Source organism: Ramlibacter tataouinensis TTB310 (assembly GCF_000215705.1).
Taxonomy (GTDB): Bacteria; Pseudomonadota; Gammaproteobacteria; order Burkholderiales; family Burkholderiaceae_C; genus Ramlibacter; species Ramlibacter tataouinensis.
In genome coordinates, this window is sequence record NC_015677.1 from 3,698,910 (window position 1) to 3,714,479 (window position 15,570).

Here is a 15,570-nt window from a genome sequence, read left to right on the forward strand (position 1 = left end):
TCATGATGGTACTGGTGAGCTACGACGTGCGAACGCTGGATCAAGCAGGGGCTCGCAGGTTGCGCCGCATCGCGAAAGTCTGCCAAGATTTTGGCCAGCGAGTGCAGCTCTCGGTATTTGAGATCGAGATCGACAGCGCCAAGTGGGTTGCCGTGCAGAACGAATTGTGCTCCTTGATAGATCCGGCCACGGACAGCCTGCGCTTCTACTACCTGGGTAAGAACTGGCAGCACAAGATAGAGCACGTTGGCGCCAAGCCAGCGCTGGACTTGAACGCTCCGCTCATTCTGTAGGTTCGCGCGAACCTTGATCGTTTGCGTGTCGTCTTTGGGGTTCGCGTTCCCCTAAGCTCTTGATAAGTCCAGAATTTTTCAACCAAGCGTGAGTTAACGCTTTGTTTTCAGGCGTGGCTGCACCCGCTTCGCAGAAACGCGCAGAAAACTGGATGTAAATCATGAGGGTATAAAGGCGCCGTCGCGCCCCACGCGGGCGCGTGGGTTGAAACCTCTGAGGTCACACGCCAAAATCGGCGCAATTGAATTGTCGCGCCCCACGCGGGCGCGTGGGTTGAAACCCGCACGAAAGCGGCGCAGCAAGAGCTTGCTACGGAGTCGCGCCCCACGCGGGCGCGTGGGTTGAAACACGCTGTTCCAGTTGCGCCTGACTTTCGGCAACCCGTCGCGCCCCACGCGGGCGCGTGGGTTGAAACCACATAGACAGGCGCTGAGGCGTTATTCAGGACAGTGTCGCGCCCCACGCGGGCGCGTGGGTTGAAACTGGAGCGCGGCGTCGCCCTGCCCGTGCCCACGGACGTCGCGCCCCACGCGGGCGCGTGGGTTGAAACTTGTACCCCCCGGGCACCAGCACGCCGATCGGGGTCGCGCCCCACGCGGGCGCGTGGGTTGAAACGTGGATGGGAACGCCCACAGGCTGCAGGCCTGGCGTCGCGCCCCACGCGGGCGCGTGGGTTGAAACTCGTCCTGGTAGTTGCGGTCCAGTTCCGCGTCGTCGTCGCGCCCCACGCGGGCGCGTGGGTTGAAACCTTGATCAGGTACTTGTCGCACCAGCTCTTGGTGGTCGCGCCCCACGCGGGCGCGTGGGTTGAAACCACTCCTGCCGCGCCAGGAACGCGGAACGCGGCTCGTCGCGCCCCACGCGGGCGCGTGGGTTGAAACCTGAATCCACACGAGCAACCGGCTTCCCGGTCACGTCGCGCCCCACGCGGGCGCGTGGGTTGAAACTCTGCCGTGTAGGGGCGCAGCTCGCACACCCCCGGTCGCGCCCCACGCGGGCGCGTGGGTTGAAACAGTCCTTGCTACGACGTTGGGGTTGATGAGATTGGGTCGCGCCCCACGCGGGCGCGTGGGTTGAAACTCCAGCTCGTCGCGGACGTCGTCAGCCAGGCCCCCGGTCGCGCCCCACGCGGGCGCGTGGGTTGAAACAGTTCACGTGGTGCCGGCCAGTCGGGCAGCGCACTGTCGCGCCCCACGCGGGCGCGTGGGTTGAAACAAGCGGTGGCCCGCTGCCCGGCGTGTCGCGCTCTCGTCGCGCCCCACGCGGGCGCGTGGGTTGAAACGTTGTAAAGCTGGATCATGGCATAGGCCACGCCGCGTCGCGCCCCACGCGGGCGCGTGGGTTGAAACCACAGCTCCGAAAGGCGCGAGCTCGAACCGCTTGTCGCGCCCCACGCGGGCGCGTGGGTTGAAACATGTCGGCGTTCGGGTCGATCCAGTCCCAGCGGCGCGTCGCGCCCCACGCGGGCGCGTGGGTTGAAACTCTACCTGCACACGGCGGACGATAATTTTCTTAGTCGCGCCCCACGCGGGCGCGTGGGTTGAAACGAAGCCCTGGAGCCGCCACAGTAGGCGAAGCCCGCGTCGCGCCCCACGCGGGCGCGTGGGTTGAAACAACGACCTGGGCTAACCCATGCTGGACGCGGCGCAGGGTCGCGCCCCACGCGGGCGCGTGGGTTGAAACCCGGCGCCGACACACCGTGCCCGTCTGAGGGGCTTGTCGCGCCCCACGCGGGCGCGTGGGTTGAAACCGCAGCAGCCCCACCATGGGCGCCATGGAGAGCCTGCCGTCGCGCCCCACGCGGGCGCGTGGGTTGAAACGAATTCATGCAGAGGGATGATGGCGCGGCCCGTGGGGTCGCGCCCCACGCGGGCGCGTGGGTTGAAACTGCCGTGTCATTTTCAAGGCGTAAATCCACTCTCGGTCGCGCCCCACGCGGGCGCGTGGGTTGAAACGCAAAACAACTCAGGCGTCACAACTCAACACCGGTTGTCGCGCCCCACGCGGGCGCGTGGGTTGAAACGCTGAGAGGCTCGGTTACGGATCAAGAATTGACCTTGTCGCGCCCCACGCGGGCGCGTGGGTTGAAACCTGCGGTGTCAGGTCTTCGATGGGCAGGGGCGTGCTGTCGCGCCCCACGCGGGCGCGTGGGTTGAAACACGGACAGCGCCGGGATGCCCGCTTGCCACAGCGTCGTCGCGCCCCACGCGGGCGCGTGGGTTGAAACGCTTGCGCCTTGCTAGCAGCCGCTAGCGGCTTGCGTCGCGCCCCACGCGGGCGCGTGGGTTGAAACGACGTAGCCGCTGTCGTCCCAACGGCCGCTGAAGAGTCGCGCCCCACGCGGGCGCGTGGGTTGAAACCCGCCGTAGTACGCGATGGCTTCTGACTTGGTCAGTCGCGCCCCACGCGGGCGCGTGGGTTGAAACTGCGCGGCGAACGAATCGGGCGCCATGCACTCGAGTCGCGCCCCACGCGGGCGCGTGGGTTGAAACCTTCACTCCTACAACCGAGTTATCCACCGCCCATGTCGCGCCCCACGCGGGCGCGTGGGTTGAAACAGCTCCAGTGCACATGGCTCAGACCCTCCGCACTTGTCGCGCCCCACGCGGGCGCGTGGGTTGAAACGCGCAGGCGCTGCTCGGCCTCGCGGCGAGCCTCGGGTCGCGCCCCACGCGGGCGCGTGGGTTGAAACCTCCTGAGCGACGTGCGCCGCTGGGGGCCGTGGGACGTCGCGCCCCACGCGGGCGCGTGGGTTGAAACTCGACGAGGACGTGCTCGTTGCCGCTCACAGCGAGTCGCGCCCCACGCGGGCGCGTGGGTTGAAACCTCCTGAGCGACGTGCGCCGCTGGGGGCCGTGGGGTCGCGCCCCACGCGGGCGCGTGGGTTGAAACTTGACGCCCACTCCCCGCAGCACCACCGGCTTGCGTCGCGCCCCACGCGGGCGCGTGGGTTGAAACGCCATGCCATCCCCCGCCCCCAGCTCGGCGCCCGCCGTCGCGCCCCACGCGGGCGCGTGGGTTGAAACAAGCGTGAATTCGCGTTGCAGTTGCTGGCGGACGCGTCGCGCCCCACGCGGGCGCGTGGGTTGAAACCGACGGCGTTCTAGCGGTTCTTATTTTTGTGGCGCGTCGCGCCCCACGCGGGCGCGTGGGTTGAAACACCGGCAACGTGCGCGTGCCGGACGTCACGCCTGGCGTCGCGCCCCACGCGGGCGCGTGGGTTGAAACGTCAGCGTAGGCAACGACAAGGTTAGGCATGTGGGGTCGCGCCCCACGCGGGCGCGTGGGTTGAAACCGCCGGCTGCGCCCTGGCCAGCTGCGCGGCCTGCGTCGCGCCCCACGCGGGCGCGTGGGTTGAAACTGATCCATGCTGGTCAACAGCGAGCGCAGCGCGCTTGTCGCGCCCCACGCGGGCGCGTGGGTTGAAACGGCGGCGGTGCCTTCGGCGCGAAAGCGCTGTTGCGTCGCGCCCCACGCGGGCGCGTGGGTTGAAACGACACCGGCGAGCTGGCCATGCTGTGGGACGTGCGTCGCGCCCCACGCGGGCGCGTGGGTTGAAACCCTGCGGGGGCGTCAGGAACATGGAACCGGTGAGGTCGCGCCCCACGCGGGCGCGTGGGTTGAAACCACTCGAGGCCGTCGCTTCCGACACTTCTTCAACGTCGCGCCCCACGCGGGCGCGTGGGTTGAAACCGTTCCGGTCCGGCGCAAGCCCGGCCACCTGGTGTCGCGCCCCACGCGGGCGCGTGGGTTGAAACACGCTGCGCTATCCGGCCGACCGCGCCGCGATGGCGTCGCGCCCCACGCGGGCGCGTGGATTGAAACCCGTACGTACGGGAGCGGGAGCCGGGACGGGGGTGGTCGCGCCCCACGCGGGCGCGTGGGTTGAAACGCGGGCCAGAACGGCCAGACCTACGCGGCCGGCGCGTCGCGCCCCACGCGGGCGCATGGGTTGAAACTCGATGTCGTAGCCGGCCTTTTCCTTTGCCGCCCAGGTCGCGCCCCACGCGGGCGCGTGGGTTGAAACTTTGCCGATGTATTCCCCTCCAGCCGATCCTTGCGGTCGCGCCCCACGCGGGCGCGTGGGTTGAAACATAAAGCCCGACAATGATCGGCAAGTGTTTTTCTAGTCGCGCCCCACGCGGGCGCGTGGGTTGAAACAACAGCGCGAAGACGCTGCCCCAGGTGATCGACGGTCGCGCCCCACGCGGGCGCGTGGGTTGAAACACGTCCGCCTGCAGCGCAAGGATCTTGAACTCGGGTCGCGCCCCACGCGGGCGCGTGGGTTGAAACTCGGCCAGGGTGACTTTGCTGTGGTTGCGCGCCACGTCGCGCCCCACGCGGGCGCGTGGGTTGAAACGAGCGCACCGGGGGCGAGCTGCTCACGGCCAACGAGGTCGCGCCCCACGCGGGCGCGTGGGTTGAAACGGGGGCATGTGGTCGAGCTGCAGCACCAGCAGGCAGGAGTCGCGCCCCACGCGGGCGCGTGGGTTGAAACACCGAGCCCGAGCCGGCCAGGGACCAGCTCACGACGTCGCGCCCCACGCGGGCGCGTGGGTTGAAACATGGAGCTATGCACGCCCCCCCAGCCCGACCGAGGGTCGCGCCCCACGCGGGCGCGTGGGTTGAAACCACTTCAAGACGTCTAGCAATGATTTTCTTTCCAGTCGCGCCCCACGCGGGCGCGTGGGTTGAAACATCACCGGCTCGGGCAGCGCGCCCGCAAGCTCGGTGTCGCGCCCCACGCGGGCACGTGGGTTGAAACATTTGCCCCACCCCAGGGGGTGGAAACGGGTTGCGTCGCGCCCCACGCGGGCGCGTGGGTTGAAACGATAACGCGCCGATGCAGCGCGGCCTGCTGGACGTGTCGCGCCCCACGCGGCGCGTGGGTTGAAACGTCTACCTGGTGGCCGGCGGCACCGGCCACGCGGGCGCGTGGGTTGAAACTTCTTCCTTGGCCCTGGTGGCACGCTCGGCCGCCTTGTCGCTCCCCACACGGGCGCGTGGGTTGAAACATGCCGTGCAGCACCACGCTGCGCGGGCTCTTGAGGTCGCGCCCCACGCGGGCGCGTGGGTTGAAACACCTTCGGCGGGTGGCAGCCCACATAGGCGTCGCGTCGCGCCTCACGCGGGGCGCGTGGGTTGAAACGTAGTGGGCGCGGAGGCGCAGCGGATCCTGGGGGTCGCGCCTCACACGGGCGCGTGGGTTGAAATCACGTAGCGGGCATGGTCCGGGAACGGCGGCAGATCGCGCCCCATGCGGGCGCATAGGTGAACATCAACTCCAAGGAGACCTTAGTACGGTACGTTGGTCGCGCTCACGCAGGTGCGTGGTTGAAACGATTATCGAAATGTCTGGCAGCAGGAGTACCAAGCCGTCGTGCCCTAAGCGGGCTCATGGACTGAAACGGCGATGACTGGAACTGGGCGGCATAGGGTCGAGGCTCGCGGGGCTTCTAGGTTGAATGCCGTTGCCGAGTTCGTGGCCAGCGAAACCGGTGATGGCGTCCGTACGGGGGCGCGGGTTGAAATTGGGACATGAACCGAATTCACCAGCGCCGGGTATAGCGTCGCGCCTACGCGGTGCTTGGATGGAAACAGCGCTTGCGGCACTACGGACGGCAAGATGTGTAGAGGCGTGCCTCACGCGGACGCGTGGGTTAAACCATCTGCGCAGAGTCGTTCATCAGCCTACTGTCACGCACACAACGGAAGAGCTCAGGGCGCGATCTGGTCCGCCGCCGAAGCCGGCGGTCGGGCACCGGCCTGCGGCACCACCGGCGCTGTGGACGGCCGGTTGGGGTCGTACAGCACGGTGCCGGTGCCCACGCCCACGCCGGCGCGGACCGGGCCGCCGCCCACGGGGACGCTGGCGCCCACGCCCGCGCCGCCGATCACCTGGCCGCGCTGGTTGACGCCCACACCCACCCCCACCGGACCCACGCCCGTGCCGACGCCGGCCGACACGCCACCGGAACCGACGCCCACACCCAGGGACACCGGCCCCACGGGGATGCCGATGCCGAAGCCGACCGACGAGCAGGCCCCCAGCCCCAGCAAGGCCGCCAGCACGCACGCACTGCGGGCCGCACGGCCGGCCCCAACCCTGTGCTTGTTCATGCGGTGATTCTGCGCCAGCGGCGCGGCGCCGCCGTGTCGGATGCCAAGCCGGCCCTGCGCAGGGTGATGCCTTAGCGCACCGGGTTCTCCAGCGCGCCGATGCCGTCGATCTCCACCCGCACCACGTCGCCGGGCTGCAGGTACTTGGGCGGCTTGAAGCCTATGCCCACGCCCACCGGCGTGCCGGTGGCGATCACGTCGCCCGGGTACAGGGTGATGCCGGCCGACAAGGTCTCGATCAGGCGCGGGATGCCGAAGATCAGGTCGCGCGTGCTGGCGTTCTGCCGCTCCTGGCCGTTGACCCAGCAGCGCACCCGCGTGTCCTGGCCGTCCAGCTCGTCGGCGCTGACCAGCCAGGGGCCCATGGGGCAGAAGGTGTCGAAGCTCTTGCCCATCAGCCATTGCTGGTGCCGGCTCTGCCAGTCGCGCGCCGTGATGTCGTTGACGATGGTGTAGCCCCACACGTGGGCCATCGCATCCTGCGACCGGATGCCGCGGCCGCCGCGGCCGATCACCACCGCCAGCTCGGCCTCGTAGTCGATGGCGGTGGAGATCTCGCGCGGCACCACGATGGGCTCGTTCGGGCCGATCACGCTCTCGGGCACCTTGCTGAACAGGATGGGATGCTCCGGGATGTCGCCGCCCGACTTGGCGCTGCTGTCGAAGCCGCTGCCGGCGAACTCCTTGGCATGGGCGTGGTAGTTCTTGCCCACGCAGAAGATGTTGCGGCGCGGCCGCGGCAGCGGCGCCGTCAGCTGCAGCTGGGCCAGCGGCAGGGACGCGCCCCTTGGCGGCAGCGGCTCGCCGCGCGCGAGCAGCTCGACCAGGGGCAGCGCCCCCAGGCCGCGCTGCGCGGCGGGCAGGGACGAGAACGGCTCGACCGATCGCGCGTCCGCGCTCAGCAGGCCGACGCCCGGTTCGTTGTGGTGGCGGAAGGCAACGATCTTCATGCGCGGGGCCTCATGGGGAAAACGCTGTGGGAACGGGAGCGGATCAGTAGCATGCTAACAAACACGTCGCAGCCCCACACGGAGACAAACCCCATGCCGCATCCCCCTTCCCGCCGTCTGCTGCTCGCGCACCTGGCCGCCGCCGCGCTGCTCGGCAGTGCCGGCACCGCGCTGGCGCAGTCCGCCTACCCCGCCAGGCCCGTCACCATGATCGTGCCCTTCCCGCCGGGCGGGCTGGCCGACATCGTGGCCCGGCCGGTGGCCGAGGCCATGGGGCGCGAGCTGGGCCAGCCGGTGGTCATCGAGAACAAGGCCGGCGCCGGCGGCGGCATCGGCATGGCCCAGGCCGCCAAGGCGCCGGCCGACGGCTACACCGTGCTGCTGTCGCTCTCGTCCTTCACCGTGATCCCCGAGGCCGACGCGCTGCTGGGCCGGCCGCCGATGTACTCGCTGGCCGCCCTGCGCCCGGTGGCCCGCTTCACCGCCGACCCCACCGTGCTGGCGGTGCGCGCCGATGCGCCCTGGAAGACGGCGAAGGACTTCGTGGAGGACGCGAAGAAGCGCCCCGGCGCCATCAACTACGGCTCGTCCGGCAACTACGGCACCATGCACGTGCCCATGGAGATCCTGGCCCAGAACACCGGCATCAGGATGACGCACGTGCCCTTCACCGGCGCGGGCCCTGCGGTGGTGGCGCTGCTGGGCGGGCAGATCGACGCCGTGTCCTCCGGCCCCGCCACCGTGCTGCAGCACGTCAAGAGCGGCAAGCTGCGCGTGCTGGGGCACTGGGGCAGCGGCAAGCTGAAATCCATGCCCGAGGTGCCTGCCCTCAAGGACGCCGGCTACGGCGCCGAGTACGCCCAGTGGTCCGGCCTGTTCGTGCCGGCCGGCACGCCCGAGCCGGTGGTGCAGCGGCTGCGCGCCGCCGCCAGGGCCGCGGCCGCCGACCCCAAGGTCAAGGAAGTGATCGCCAACGCCGGCAGCCCCATCCTGTACCAGGACACGCCGGAGTTCGAGCGCTACGTGCAGGCCGATGCCCGGCGCATGGCCGACGTGGTCAAGAAGATCGGCAAGGTCGAGTGAGGGAGAGCACCATGCTGCGCAGGCACCTCGTACTCGCCCTGGCCGGCCTTGCAGCCGCCGCATCCACCCCGGCCGCGGCCCAGACCTACCCGGTGCGGCCGGTGAGGATCATCGTGCCCTTCGCCACCGGCGGTCCGGCCGACAACTACGCACGCTTCCTGGCGCAGCGGCTGGCCGAGCCGCTGGGCCAGCCCTTCGTGGTAGAGAACCGGCCCGGGGCGGGCGCGGTGATCGGCACCGACGCGGTGGCCAAGGCGCCGGCCGACGGCTACACGCTGCTGCTGATGTCCAACGCGCACACGGTCAACGAGACGCTGGTGGCGAACAAGCCCTACCAGCTGACGCGCGACTTCGTGGGCGTGGCCCCGATCAACTACTCGGACCTGGTGCTGGTGGCCCATCCCTCGCTCAAGGCGGGCGGCATCCGCGAGCTGGTGGCCGACGCCAAGGCCCGTCCCGGCAAGCTGAACTACGCCTCCTCCGGCACCGGAACGCCCTACCACATGGCCGGCGAGCTGTTCAAGAGCATGTCCGGCACCTTCCTCGTGCACATCCCCTACAAGGGCAGCTCGGGCGCGCGCACGGACCTGCTGGGTGGCCAGGTCGACATGATGTTCGATGCGGTGACCACCATGGTGGAGCAGGTCAAGGCCGGCAAGGTCAAGGCCCTGGCCACCACCGGCAAGCAGCGCTCCGAGGTGCTGCCGGACGTGCCGACCGTGCACGAATCCGGCGTGCCGGAGTACGAGGCCACCATCTGGCTGGGCCTGCTGGCGCCCAAGGGTACGCCGCGCGCGGTGGTCGAGCGTCTGAACGAGGCGGTGGGCAGGATCGCCCGCGATCCCCAGGTGCGGCAGCAATGGGGCCGCCAGGGCGCGACGCCGCTGGTCATGGATGCGGCGGCCTTCGACCGCTACATCCAGGACGACATCGCCAAATGGGCCCGGGTGATCCGGGCCGCCAATATCAAAGCCGACTGATGGCGGCGCTCAACATCCTCAGCGGCGGCGCGGCCCAGGCCCTGGTGGGCCGCATGCAGCCGGCCTTCACCGCGCAGGCCGGCATGGACATCGCCGGCACCTTCGGCGCGGTGGGCGCCATGCGCGACAAGCTCACGGCGGGCGAGCCCTGCGACGTGGTCATCCTGACCGAGGCCCTGGTGCACGAGCTGGCGCAGCAGGGCTGGGTCGACGGCGGCAGCGCCCGGCCGCTGGGCGTGGTGCGCACCGGCGTCGCGGTGCGCAGCGGCGAACCGCATCCCGAGGTGGCCCGCGCCGATGCACTGGCGGCGGCGCTGCGCCAGGCGTCCGGCATCTACCTGCCCGACCCGCTGAAGGCGACCGCCGGCATCCACTTCATGAAGGTGCTGCGCGCCCTGGGCCTGGACCAGTCGCTGGCGCAGCGGCTGCGCGCCTTCCCCAACGGCAACACCGCGATGCGCGAGATGGCGCAGGCGGATGCGGCCGGCGCGATCGGCTGCACGCAGGTCACCGAGATCCTGTTCACGCCCGGCGTCGAGCTGGTGGGCCTGCTGCCCCCGGAGTTCGAGCTGGCGACGGTCTACACCGCCGCCGTCTGCAGCCGGGCCGCCGCTGCCGACCAAGCCCGGGCGCTGGTGGAGCTGCTGGCCGGGCCGCAGGCCCGGGCGGCGCGGGCCGAGGTCGGGATCGAAGCAGCCTGAGCCGGCCGCCCGGCGGTCAGGCCAGCAGCGCGTTCACCCGCTTGACGTAGGCCGCCGGGTCCTCCGGCAGGCCGCCCTCGGCCAGCAGCGCCTGGTCGAACAGGATCTGCGCCAGATCGTGGAAATGGACCGAGCCGTCCAGCTTCCTGACCAGCGCGTGCTCGGGATTGACCTCCAGCACCGGCTTGACCTCCGGCGCCTTCTGGCCGGCCTGCTTGAGCATGCGCGCCAGCTGCAGGCTCATGCCGCCGCCTTCCACCACCAGGCAGGCCGGCGAGTCGACCAGGCGGGTGGTGACGCGCACGTCCTCGGCGCGGTCCTTCAGGGCCTCCTTGAGCCTGGCCAGCACCGGCTTGAAGGCCTCGGCGGCTTCCTCCGCGGCCTTCTTCTCGGCCTCGTCCTGCAGCTTGCCCAGGTCGACCGCGCCCTTGGCCACCGACTGCAGCGGCGTGCCGTCGAAGTCGGTCAGGTAGTTCAGCGCCCACTCGTCGACCCGGTCGGCCATGAGCAGCACCTCGATGCCCTTCTTGCGGAACACCTCCAGCTGGGGGCTGTTCCTGGCGGCGGCCAGCGTGTCGGCGGTGATGTAGTAGATGGCGTCCTGGCCGTCCTTCATGCGGGCCTTGTAGTCCGCCAGCGAGACGGTGGGCGCGTCGGACTGCGTGGACGCAAAGCGCAGCAGCTTGGCCAGGCGTTCGCGGTTGGCGAAATCCTCGCCCAGGCCCTCCTTGAGCACGGCGCCGAACTCGGCCCAGAACTTGCCATACTTGGCCTTGTCCTCGGCGGAAGCGGAATCCTCCTTCTCCAGCCGGGCCAACTCCTCCAGCATGGACAGCACGCGCTTGGTGGAGCCTTCGCGGATGGCGCGCACGTCGCGGCTTTCCTGCAGCAGCTCGCGGCTGACGTTCAGCGGCAGGTCGGCCGAATCGATCACGCCCTTGACGAAGCGCAGGTACACCGGCATCAGCGCCTCGGCGTCGTCCATGATGAAGACGCGCTTGACGTACAGCTTGACGCCAGCCTTCTTCTCGCGGTTCCAGAGGTCGAACGGCGCGCTCGCCGGGATGTACAGCAGCTGCGTGTACTCGGTCGCGCCTTCCACCCGGTTGTGCGACCAGGCCAGCGGCGCCTCGTGGTCGTGGCTGATCTGCTTGTAGAACTCGGTGTACTGCTCGGCCGTGATGTCCTTCTTGGACCGGCTCCACAGGGCGCTGGCCTGGTTGACGGTCTCCCACTCGGAGGTAGGCACCATCTCGCCGCCCTTGTTGTCCTCACCTTCCTTCCACTCTTCCTTGCGCATCAGGATGGGCAGGGAGATGTGGTCGGAGTACTTGGCGATGATGGACTTGAGCTTCCAGGTGGACAGGTACTCGGTGGCGTCCTCGCGCAGGTGCAGGATCACGCTGGTGCCGCGCTCGGGCCGCGTGAGGGCCTCGACCTCGAAGTCCCCGGTGCCGGCGCTGGTCCAGCGCACGCCCTCCTCGGGCTGGAGGCCGGCCCGGCGCGACTCCACCGTGATGCTGTCGGCCACGATGAAACCGGAGTAGAAGCCCACGCCGAACTGGCCGATGAGCTGACCCTGCTCGGCCGCGTTGGCTCTCTGGTCACCCGACAGGCGGTTCATGAATTCGCGCGTGCCGCTCTTGGCGATGGTGCCCAGGTTGGCTATGGCCTCCTGCTGCGACAGCCCGATGCCGTTGTCGGTGATGGTGAGGGTGCGGGCCTGCTTGTCGAAGCTGACGCGCACCTCCAGGTTGGGCTGGTCCTCGTAGAGCGCATTGTCCGCCAGCGCTTCGAAGCGCAGCTTGTCGCAGGCGTCCGAGGCGTTGGAGACCAGCTCGCGCAGGAAGATCTCCTTGTTGGAGTACAGCGAATGGGTGACCAGGTGCAGCAGCTGGGCCACTTCGGCCTGGAAGGACAGGGTCTGTTTGTTCTGGCTCATAACTCGTTGGCGGGTGGGAACGAGCGGCCACGTGGGGACGGCGGGCGGTTTTTCAAGCCCCACGCACAAAAACGCCCACAAGGGGCGTTCCATGCGGGTGCGCGGCCAGGGCCGCTTACATGAGGCCGACTTCGCCCGAGCTGATCTCGCCCGTGCGCACCGCCTCGGCGGCCTGCGCCCGCACGCTGGCGGCATCGAGGCCGGACTGGCGCGGGGCCAGCACACCGGCTCCGGCATGCTCCTGCGTGGTGCCGCCGGAAGGCAGGCCGGCCGCTTCGGCCTGGACCTCGGCACGGGTGCGGCTGCCTTCGAACTGCAGGACGTGCTGGGAACCTTCGGCTTCGTCGGCGCGGGCGCCCGTGGAAGCAGCGGCGGCCAGGGCAAGCACGGCGAGGAGGGTCTTGGTGTTCATGGTGGATCCTTCAAAAGGGTGGGTGAGAAACGGGACAACCGGCGTTCGGTTGTCGCTGTGCGATTCAGCCATCGCGTCAACCGTGTCCTCACTGTAGGTTTGCGCCGTTAGCCGGCCCTTAGCGTTGTCTTAGCTGGCGCTTAGCCGGCCGGCCGCGGCTCAGGCCTGCTCGACGCGCGCGATCAGGCCGCTGCGGTCCTCGCGGTTGCGCAGGGTGATGCGCAAGCCGCAGCGCTGCGCCGCCGCCTGGGCGATGGCCAGCCCCAGCCCGCTGCCGCGCGCGCCGTTGCCCGGCACCCGGAAGAAGCGGTCGAACACGCGATGCAGCTGGTCGGGCGGGATGCCCGGCCCGGTGTCCACCACCTCCACCACCGCGCGGCCGGCCTCGCACGACAGCCGCACATCCACCACGCCGCCCACGGGCGCGTAGCGCAACGCGTTCTCGATCAGGTTGTCCAGCACGCTGCGCAGGTCCCCCTGGCCGCAGCGCAGCACCATGGGCGGCAGCGACTGTTCCGGCGCCACCAGGCCGAGGTCGATGCCGCGCTGGTCCGCCAATGCGATCAGCGCGTTGATGCTCTCGTGCAGCTGCGCCTGCAGGTCCACGGCGGCCGGCGCCTCCTGGGCCGACACGTCCTGCTGGCGCGACAGCTTGAGCATCTGGTCGACCAGGCGCTGGGCCCGCGCCACGCCCGCTTCCAGCTGGGCGAAGCTTTGCGCGCAGACACCCGGCGGCAGGTCGCAGCGCACGTTTTCCAGTTGCAGCGCCACGGCCGTGATCGGCGTGCGCAGCTCGTGGGCCGCGTCCTGCACGAAACGGCGCTGCGCGGTGAAGGCGTCGCGCAGCCGCGTGAGCAGGCCATTGAAGGAGTGCACCAGGGGCGCGATCTCGCAGGGCACGCGCGCCAGCGGCAGCTCGGCGATGTTGTTCTCGTTCTGTTCCGCGGCGGCGCGGCCGATGGCCTGGACCTCGCGCGAAATGGCGCCGGCGACGCCCCACAGGATGAGGATGGCCAGCGGCAGCAGGATCATCACCGGCGCGACGGCGGCGCCGGCCTTCTCGGCAGCCAGCTTGCGGCGGAATTCACCGCTTTGCAGCACCTGCACGCGCTGGCCGGCCCTGCCGGGCGCGCTGGCGTAGGCACGCCAGCCGGTGCCGTCGACGCGCAGGTCGGCAAATCCCGGCGAGGCCGCCAGGCCCGCCGCCAGCGACGGCCAGGAGCTGGACTCCAGGCGGCCTTGCGCGTCCCAGACCTGGACGACGTAGGCGCCCCACTCGTCGAGGCGCTCGCGCGAGGGCACCGGCGGCGCGACGTGCTCCTCAGTCTGCACGATGGAGTCGCCCAGCTGCTGCATCTGGTCGTCCATGAAGGTGCTGACCATGCGGCTGTAGCTCCAGTAGGAGAACAGCGCCGAGGCGGCGCCCACGATCAGGAACAGCGGCACCAGCCACAGCAGCAGCGTGTGCCGGATCGAGCACATGGCCCCGGAACGGAAGATCCGCATCATCCGCCCTGGCTCCCCGGCGTCGGCGCGGCGGCTGCGATGCGCCAGCCCAGCCCGCGCACGTTGCGGATGGTGTCCGGCCCCAGCTTGCGGCGCATGCCGTGGATCAGGACGTCGACCGCGTTGCTGCTCACCTCCTCGCCCCAGCCGTAGATGCGCGACTCCAGCTGGTCGCGCGAGAGGATGGCGCCGGGACGCTCCAGCAGGGCGTGCAGCAGCGCGAACTCGCGCGCCGACAGCTGCGAGCGTTCGCCCGCCACCAGCACCTCGCGCGTGGTCAGGTCCATCTGCACGCCGGCACCGCCGATGATGGAGTGGGCGCTGCCGTCGCGCCGGCGGATCACGGCCCGCATGCGCGCCAGCAGCTCGCGGAATTCGTAGGGCTTGATCAGGTAATCGTCGGCGCCCACGTCCAGCCCCAGGATGCGGTCGTCCACGCCGTCGCGGGCGGTGAGCACCAGCACCGGCGTGCGGTCGCCCTCGGCGCGCGCCTTGCGCAGCACCTCGATGCCGTCGCGGCGGGGCAGCCCCAGGTCCAGCAGTACGCAGGCGTAGCCGCCGTCGGACAAGGCGCTTTGCGCCAGCAGGCCTTCCTTGACCCAGTCGACCGACCAGCCATTGGATTCCAGGGCCCGCTGCAGGCTGGGGCCGATCATTTCGTCGTCTTCGACAAGCAGGACACGCATGGCGGGTGGGCCGCGGTTGGAGTGCGGGGTCAGGTAGGAGCCCAGAGCTTAGGCGGTCACTCTTAGCCGGACGTTATCGGCGCCATCCCGCGCCAAGGAGCCACGTCCGGCGCGCCAGTGTTGCCAGCGCTGCAGGTCACCAGCCCAAGGATGAGCACACGACTGGAAGGTCCAAACAAAACCAAGTCGTCGCCAAGCAGACCAATTTACGTGATTTTCTTCACATCAACTAAGCCGCAGGCTTAAGGTCCCTAAGCAAACCCCCTAGACAACTGCTCCTGTCGTGCTAGGATTTGTTTCACCTTGTTACCCATTGAGAGCCGTGATCGGCTTGTCCCAACGGCTCAGATGAAGGAATCCACCATGAAATCCAGTCACAAGATCGCCCTTGTCGCCTCCGTCCTGCTCGGCCTGGGCGCTTCTGCCAGCATGGGGGTCCAGGCCGCCACCGCGACCGGCAACTTCAATGTCGTCGTCAATCTGACGCCCAAGTGCGAGATCAACAGCACTTCCGCGGCCACTGGCGCCAGCATCACGGACCTGACGTTCAGCTACACGGCGTTCCAGGCGCTCGCCGCCACCGCCGACACCAGCTTCACGGTGCGCTGCACGGGCAACCTGCCTTACAGCCTGGCGCTGGACGGCCCCGCAGCCGCGGGGGTGTACAGCTACACCGACACGGATACGGGGCTGGATTACACGCTGCGGTTCCGCACCTCCGCCGCCGGCGTGGGCGACGGCACGGCCAAGACGCACCACATCGACGGTTCCATGTCCGGCAACCAGGCAGGCACCTGCGCCACGGCCACTGCCACGGCGGCCGCCGGCTCCACCACCGTGTGCTCGAACACCGGCGGCAACCGCCAGCGCACGGTGACGCTGACGTACTGAGACGG

The 15,570-nt window shown here is 69.5% G+C and carries 11 protein-coding genes and 1 CRISPR repeat array; of the genes, 5 read left to right on the forward strand and 6 right to left on the reverse strand.

Features of this window, described 5'->3' with window-relative positions:
- Positions 1 to 2: 2 nt before the first annotated feature.
- On the forward strand, positions 3 to 293 hold the full coding sequence (gene cas2, locus RTA_RS17775) for a CRISPR-associated endonuclease Cas2 (RefSeq protein WP_013902819.1): 291 nt from the start codon (positions 3 to 5) through the stop codon (positions 291 to 293).
- A 180-nt stretch (positions 294 to 473) separates the two neighbouring features.
- A CRISPR array of direct repeats spans positions 474 to 5,126; the repeat unit is 32 nt; unit sequence GTCGCGCCCCACGCGGGCGCGTGGGTTGAAAC.
- 886 nt (positions 5,127 to 6,012) lie between these two features.
- On the opposite strand, the gene RTA_RS17780 is transcribed toward cas2, so the two are convergent.
- A complete protein-coding gene (locus RTA_RS17780; protein WP_013902820.1) occupies positions 6,013 to 6,414 on the reverse strand; it encodes a hypothetical protein in 402 nt (133 codons plus the stop codon).
- A 71-nt stretch (positions 6,415 to 6,485) separates the two neighbouring features.
- Positions 6,486 to 7,364 carry a fumarylacetoacetate hydrolase family protein gene (locus tag RTA_RS17785; protein ID WP_013902821.1) on the reverse strand — a complete coding sequence of 293 codons (879 nt, stop codon included), beginning with the start codon at positions 7,362 to 7,364 and terminating at the stop codon, positions 6,486 to 6,488.
- A 93-nt stretch (positions 7,365 to 7,457) separates the two neighbouring features.
- Here RTA_RS17785 and RTA_RS17790 point away from each other — a divergent pair, with 93 nt between their 5' ends.
- Genes RTA_RS17790 through RTA_RS17800 form a run of 3 tightly spaced genes read left to right on the forward strand, consistent with a single transcriptional unit; the run spans position 7,458 to position 10,128 of the window.
- On the forward strand, positions 7,458 to 8,447 hold the full coding sequence (locus tag RTA_RS17790; protein ID WP_013902822.1) for a tripartite tricarboxylate transporter substrate binding protein: 990 nt from the start codon (positions 7,458 to 7,460) through the stop codon (positions 8,445 to 8,447).
- Between the two features lie 11 nt (positions 8,448 to 8,458).
- Entirely contained in the window at positions 8,459 to 9,427 is a 969-nt protein-coding gene (locus RTA_RS17795; protein ID WP_013902823.1) for a tripartite tricarboxylate transporter substrate binding protein, read from the forward strand.
- Positions 9,427 to 10,128 carry a molybdate ABC transporter substrate-binding protein gene (locus RTA_RS17800; protein ID WP_013902824.1) on the forward strand — a complete coding sequence of 234 codons (702 nt, stop codon included), beginning with the start codon at positions 9,427 to 9,429 and terminating at the stop codon, positions 10,126 to 10,128. Before RTA_RS17795 ends, RTA_RS17800 begins: the two co-directional genes overlap by 1 nt.
- A gap of 16 nt (positions 10,129 to 10,144) precedes the next feature.
- Here RTA_RS17800 and htpG read toward each other — a convergent pair whose 3' ends face one another.
- The 4 genes from htpG to RTA_RS17820 form a co-directional block, all read right to left on the reverse strand.
- Positions 10,145 to 12,070, reverse strand: coding sequence for a molecular chaperone HtpG (gene htpG / locus RTA_RS17805; protein WP_013902825.1), 1,926 nt, complete (start codon positions 12,068 to 12,070; stop codon positions 10,145 to 10,147).
- Between the two features lie 115 nt (positions 12,071 to 12,185).
- Positions 12,186 to 12,482, reverse strand: coding sequence for a DUF4148 domain-containing protein (locus RTA_RS17810; protein WP_041675726.1), 297 nt, complete (start codon positions 12,480 to 12,482; stop codon positions 12,186 to 12,188).
- A gap of 159 nt (positions 12,483 to 12,641) precedes the next feature.
- Positions 12,642 to 13,991 (reverse strand): ATP-binding protein, encoded by a 1,350-nt coding sequence (locus RTA_RS17815; RefSeq protein ID WP_013902827.1) that lies wholly within the window; start codon positions 13,989 to 13,991, stop codon positions 12,642 to 12,644.
- Positions 13,988 to 14,674 carry a response regulator gene (locus tag RTA_RS17820; protein WP_013902828.1) on the reverse strand — a complete coding sequence of 229 codons (687 nt, stop codon included), beginning with the start codon at positions 14,672 to 14,674 and terminating at the stop codon, positions 13,988 to 13,990. Before RTA_RS17820 ends, RTA_RS17815 begins: the two co-directional genes overlap by 4 nt.
- A gap of 363 nt (positions 14,675 to 15,037) precedes the next feature.
- Between RTA_RS17820 and RTA_RS17825 the strand changes: the two genes are divergently transcribed.
- Complete coding sequence (locus tag RTA_RS17825; protein ID WP_013902829.1) at positions 15,038 to 15,565, forward strand: Csu type fimbrial protein; 528 nt, start codon at positions 15,038 to 15,040, stop codon at positions 15,563 to 15,565.
- The last annotated feature ends 5 nt before the right edge of the window (positions 15,566 to 15,570 follow it).